The following is a 5084-nucleotide window of genomic DNA, read 5'->3' as shown; positions in this document are numbered from 1 at the left end:
ACTCCGACCGGAGCCCGAGCAGGAACCGGAAGTCCTCACCGGAGACCGTCGTCGAGCCGGCGGTCCCCGTGACGGTCACCGAGTCCACCCGGCCGCCCCACTCGCCGTTCCCGTCCCGGCCCGCGAACCGGATCCGGGTCAGGTTGCCGACACCGGGGAACGCCTTCTCCACGGTGCCGTCGCTGACGACCGTCTGCCACGAGCTGTGCGGGTTGCCCGACCAGCCGTCGTAGGGGTCCTGGATGGCCACGAGGTACGGCGCGGAGCCCGCCGAGGTCCAGCCGCCGCTCGAGGCCGAGAACTGGGTGAACGCCGGCGCTCCGTCGTACAGCAGCACCTCACCGCGGGTGGCGCGGACGGCGGCCGTGGCAGCCGGGTGCTCGGCGCCGACGCCGCCGTAGACCTGGCAGGAGGTGGTGTCGCAGATCTGGTAGTGCGCGGCGATCGGGTGGGCGCGCTCGTAGGCCGCGTAGGTCCGCGCGGCGACGGACTGCGCCTGCACCGCCTCGGGCTCCCACAGCGGGGGCATCTCCTGCGGGACGACGCCCTGGAGGTACCGGTCGAGCGGCAGCACGTTGACGGTGTCCTTCTTCACCGAGCGCAGCTTCCCGCGGTAGGCGACCTTCTCGCCCCCGGGCAGGACCAGCGTCGTCGGCGCCCCGGCCGTGTAGACCTCGGCGTCGCCCGCGAACGTCCGGAACACCTTCCACGACGACGTCCGGTAGGAGACCTGGGACCGGCCACCGCTCAGCGGGGTGATCCGCCAGCGCGACGCCTTCGGGCGTGCGGCGCCCAGCTCGAGCACCGTGCCGCTGGCCAGCACCCGCAGCCTCAGCCGGGCCGTGGCCACCACGTGCACGTCCTTGCTGGTGTCGGCGCTGATCAGCACGCTGACCTTGCCCTTGGCCGTCCCCCACGTCGTGCCGGGGTAGTAGAACTCGGCGATCTGCTGGTGCGTGAGCCCCTGCAGGGCCGCGCCCTGCGCGCCGTGCTGGGACATGCCGTGCCCGTGCCCGTAGCCGTGCCCGTGGATCCGGATGGTCGCCTTGTCGGGGATGGTCCAGTCGTCGGCGGCCGCGTGCGCCGGGGCGGCGAGCCCCACGGTGGCGAGGGCGAGCACGAGGGCGGCGACGACGGACGGCCGAGAGGGGGTCACGCTGATCGACAGTAGGACGGTCCGCAGCATCTGTCAGCGGAACCCCGTCCCCGGCCCTCGACGTCTACGCTGGGACGACCGTCGAGCACACGGGGGGAGCATCGCGATGGGACTGAACCCGTTCAAGGCCAAGCGTGAGGCCGCGCAGGCGGAGGCGGACCAGCTGCGGTCCCTGGCCCGGCTGGCCCGCGAGGACCTCGTCGAGCTCGGGGAACGGCTGGAGGACGAGGCACCACCGGCCGAGCCGGCGGCGCTCGCCGAGCGGGAGAAGGCCCGCGCCCTGACCGCCGAGGCCAGGCCCCGGCTCCGGGAGGCCGAGACCTCCGACGCGGTGCTCGCGGTGCAGGAGACCATCTGCCAGGCGTTCGTGCACCTCGCGCGCAGCGACGCGATCGCGCGCGGCGAGGAGCCGCCGACCCGCACAGACCCGTGTGCGTTCAACCCGCAGCACGGGCCGGCGGTCACCATGGCCACGTGGGCACCGATCGGCGGCACCCCGACGACGTACTCCTGCTGCCAGCAGGACGCCGACCTGATCGCGGCGGGTCGGGCACCACGACGCCGGACGCTCACGCTCGACGGAGGCGGCAACGTCGCCTGGGACGAGCTGGGCTCGGCACCCCGGTCACCCCGCGAGATGCGGAGCCGGGGCATGGCGAACGACTACGAGGCGGTCGCGATGGCGATGCGGCGTGCCGGGACGACGCATCAGCTCTCCGGTGGCGCACGTCCCTGACGTCAACCCGACCGCGACCGTGACTGCAACCTTGTCGTGATCTCTGGAGGCCGTCGTCCGGCCTACGATCTGGCATGGCCCGAGGCGCCCGCCGCCGTCGAGCGCAGCGGCTCCAGCTCGCGCTCGCGGAGTTCCGGCTGGGCATCCGGCTGGCCCGCGAGGACCTGATCGCGCTGGCCGAACGGCTCGACGACAGCCCGCCGTGGCTGGACGGCGACGCGTCCGCGGAGTGGAAGCGCGCGGCCGGGCTGTACGCCGAGGCCCGAGCCGCGCTGAGGGCCGTGGACTGCCTCGCCGACGTGCTGGCCGTCCACACGACGCTCGCCGAGGCCCGCTTCCACCTCGCCCGGGCGGAGGCGATCGGCTACGACGAGGAGCCCCCCACCGGCCCGGAGCCGCTGTCCTTCGACCCGCGGCGGGCGCTCCGGTTGACGTCGTTCACCGACCAGACCGACACGTCGCCGATCCAGCGCCGGATGGCCCTGCACGCCCGGGGCGCGGGAGGCTACGCGCAGGGGGCGCTCTACGCGGGACCCCCGCACCCGCTGCCGATCTGAGCCCTCGTCCGGGCTCAGTAGGACGGCTGCGACTGGGCGTTGAACCGGGTGAACCGCACGTGCTGCGCCGGCGCCACCAGCGGGTCGCTCAGCTGGAACACGTCGAGCCCGCGGGTGATGTCGCTGCCGTAGATCTTGCCGTTGTACCAGTACGCCGACCACACGCCACCGAGCACGAGCTCGGTCTCCGACAGCGGGGGTGGGTCGTAGTGGGCGATCTCCACGGGGTTGGCCGAGTCGGTGAAGTCGAAGACCGAGATGCCGCCCTGGTACCACGCCTGGACCATGATGTCGCGGCCCGGCACCGGGATCAACGACCCGTTGTGGGCCACGCAGTTCTCCGTGAGGGCCTCGATCCGCGGCATCTTGTAGTAGCTGCGGAACTGCAGCTGCCCGTCGACGATGTCGTAGATGCCGTCGGCCCCCCGGGTCGCGCCGAAGACCGGGTTGCAGGTCGGCAGCGCCCCGCCGCCGAGCTCGTCGGTGAATACCACCTTGGTCCCCGCGTTGTTGAACGTCGCGGAGTGCCAGAACGAGAAGTTGACCTGGTCGGTGACCCGCTGGACCACCACCGGGTTCCTGCGGTTGCCGATGTCCATCAGGATGCCGTCGCCCATGCACGCTCCGGCCATCAGGTTCTTGGCCGGGTACGCCGTCACGTCGTGGCAGCCACTGGTCTCGCTGGTGGGCGTGGGGACGCCCGGGTTGCCGCCGTCCGGGAACAGCACGGGCTGGTTGACCACCCGCGCCTTGGCCATCTTCTTCTTCTTCAGCGGAACCTTCACCACGCTGATGACGTCATGGGGCGGCTGGCAGTCCGGGAAGTCCTCGCTGGGTGCGTAGGACGACACGTAGGCGAAGATCGACTTGCCCCGCTTGGACGGCGCGATCGTGTGCGTGTGCGAACCGCAGGCGGTCTCGACCGCGGCGACGTACTGCGGCCGGGTCGGCTCCCGGATGTCGAAGATGCGCAGGCCCTCCCAGGAGGACTTCTCACTGGCCGGCTGGCCGGTGCTGGCGCAGGTGTTGTCGCTGCGGCTCGAGTCGACGCTGAGGACGAGGACCTTGCGGTAGACCGACACGTCGCCCTGGCTGCCCGGGCAGACGACCTGGGCGACCAGCCGGGGCGCGGCGGGGTTCTTGATGTCGTAGACCGCGAAGCCCTTGTAGTTGCCCTGGTAGGCGTAGCGGCCCTTGAAGGCGATGTCCGTCCCGTAGGCGCCCTCCTCGGCGAACGCACCGCTCAGGGGCACGTTGGCGACCAGCTCGAGGTCGTCGGACCTGTCGACCTCGGCGGCGGCCCCGAAGTCGGCGCCGCGCAGCCCGGCGAGCTCCTGGCCCGGCAGGAGGCACCGGTCCGCGAAGTTGTCGCCGGCGGCCCGGAGCTCCCTGAGCTCGGCGGTGGTGCAGGTCGCCGGGTCGTCGGCACCGCGAACGACGGTGGCGATCGCGGGCGCCTGGACGACCGCGGTCCCGAGCAGGCCGAGGGAGAGCAGGGTCAGGGCGAGGCGGATCCGACGTGGGTTCCGGGGTGGGGTCGGCACGACGGTCAAACTGCGGTCGGCGGGCTAGGTTACGCAGCGTGCAGCGGACCCGGCGGACGACGGTGCTCGTCGTCACTGCCGTCGTCTGTCAGCTGGTGGGACTCAGTGCCTGCAGCGACGAGCCCGCGGCCGCACCAGGCGCGACGTCGTCCGGTCCGACCTCCAGCGGACCGCCCGCGACCGTCCCCGAGCTCCAGCCCGGCGGCCCCGGCGAGGACACGACGACCCGGGACCCCGGCGAGCCGCTGGAGGAGCCGGACGCCGCCCACGACGACGTCGCCTTCGTGCAGATGATGGTGCTCCACCACCGGCAGGCCCTGGACCTGGCCCGGCTCGTCGGCGACCGGACCGACAACCGCGAGCTGGTGCAGGCGGCGCAGCGGATCACGGCCGCTCAGTCCGCCGAGATCCTCCTGATGGCCCAGTGGCTCACCGAACGGTCGGTCGACGTGCCCGCGGCCGACGCCGACGCCGGCGACTACGACCACGCCGAGCACGGCCACGCCGGCATGCAGGGGCTGCTGACCGACGAGCGGATGGACGAGCTCGCGGACGCCGAGGGACCGGCGTTCGACCGGCTGTTCGTCGAGGGCATGGTCGAGCACCACGAGGGGGCCATCGCGATGGCCGAGTACGTCCTGTCCCACGGCACGGACCCTCGGGTCAACGAGCTGGCGACCGACATCGTCGCCGAGCAGGGTGCCGAGATCGCCCGGCTCCAGGCCCTCCTCGCGGCGCCCTGATCGGCCGAGTCAGCGCCGGCGCGCGGTGAGGAGGAGGTACTCCCACGCCATGACGCCGTCGGCCACGAAGCGGTCGCCGTGGGCCGCCAGGGCCTCGTCGAGCTCGGCGGTCCGGGCGGGGTCGTCCGCGAGGGACCGGTACACCGCGATGGTCGGTCCGTAGGTGCGCTTGAAGAAGTCGCGGAAGCTCGCCCCGTCGGGGAACAACGGCACGGGGAGCGCAGCGGTCTCGGCCACGACGTCGGTGACCCGGTCGCCGAGCAGACCACGCACGTGGTCCTCGTCCCCCCACATCGGCGGCGGCTGGGTGCCGGGAGACGGCTGGCTCGACCCGCATCGCACGACGTA

The 5084-nt window shown here is 72.6% G+C and carries 5 protein-coding genes and 1 pseudogene; 3 read left to right on the top strand and 3 right to left on the bottom strand.

What is annotated here, in order from left to right; all coding sequences use genetic code 11:
* Positions 1–1156, bottom strand: a 1156-nt coding sequence (locus JHD21_RS20460) for a SpoIID/LytB domain-containing protein (protein ID WP_292679129.1), incomplete at its 3' end; no start/stop codon positions are given.
* Positions 1157–1262: 106 nt separating this feature from the next.
* Between JHD21_RS20460 and JHD21_RS20455 the strand changes: the two genes are divergently transcribed.
* Both JHD21_RS20455 and JHD21_RS20450 read left to right on the top strand, forming a co-directional pair.
* Positions 1263–1892 carry a hypothetical protein gene (locus JHD21_RS20455; RefSeq protein ID WP_292679127.1) on the top strand — a complete coding sequence of 210 codons (630 nt, stop codon included), beginning with the start codon at positions 1263–1265 and terminating at the stop codon, positions 1890–1892.
* Positions 1893–1966: 74 nt separating this feature from the next.
* Positions 1967–2449 (top strand): hypothetical protein, encoded by a 483-nt coding sequence (locus tag JHD21_RS20450; RefSeq protein WP_292679125.1) that lies wholly within the window; start codon positions 1967–1969, stop codon positions 2447–2449.
* A gap of 14 nt (positions 2450–2463) precedes the next feature.
* On the opposite strand, the gene JHD21_RS20445 is transcribed toward JHD21_RS20450, so the two are convergent.
* Positions 2464–3993, bottom strand: coding sequence for a hypothetical protein (locus JHD21_RS20445; protein WP_292679122.1), 1530 nt, complete (start codon positions 3991–3993; stop codon positions 2464–2466).
* A 38-nt stretch (positions 3994–4031) separates the two neighbouring features.
* Between JHD21_RS20445 and JHD21_RS20440 the strand changes: the two genes are divergently transcribed.
* The gene (locus JHD21_RS20440) at positions 4032–4736 is read left to right on the top strand and encodes a DUF305 domain-containing protein (protein WP_292679119.1); all 705 of its coding nucleotides are present in this window, start codon (positions 4032–4034) and stop codon (positions 4734–4736) included.
* Positions 4737–4745: 9 nt separating this feature from the next.
* Here JHD21_RS20440 and JHD21_RS20435 read toward each other — a convergent pair.
* A pseudogene (locus tag JHD21_RS20435) lies at positions 4746–5084 on the bottom strand (SAM-dependent methyltransferase); the annotation flags it as partial.

The sequence above is a fragment of the Nocardioides sp. genome, assembly GCF_016462705.1.
GTDB lineage: Bacteria > Actinomycetota > Actinomycetes > Propionibacteriales > Nocardioidaceae > Nocardioides.
Note: the sequence above shows the minus strand (reverse complement) of the source record. Positions and strands in the feature narration are given on the sequence as shown.

What these genes read in the sequence shown, in the direction of transcription:
- JHD21_RS20455 (WP_292679127.1), top strand. Translation starts at nt 1,263, where the DNA reads ATGGGACTGAACCCGTTCAAGGCCAAGCGTGAGGCCGCGCAGGCGGAG.
- JHD21_RS20450 (WP_292679125.1), top strand. Translation starts at nt 1,967, where the DNA reads ATGGCCCGAGGCGCCCGCCGCCGTCGAGCGCAGCGGCTCCAGCTCGCG.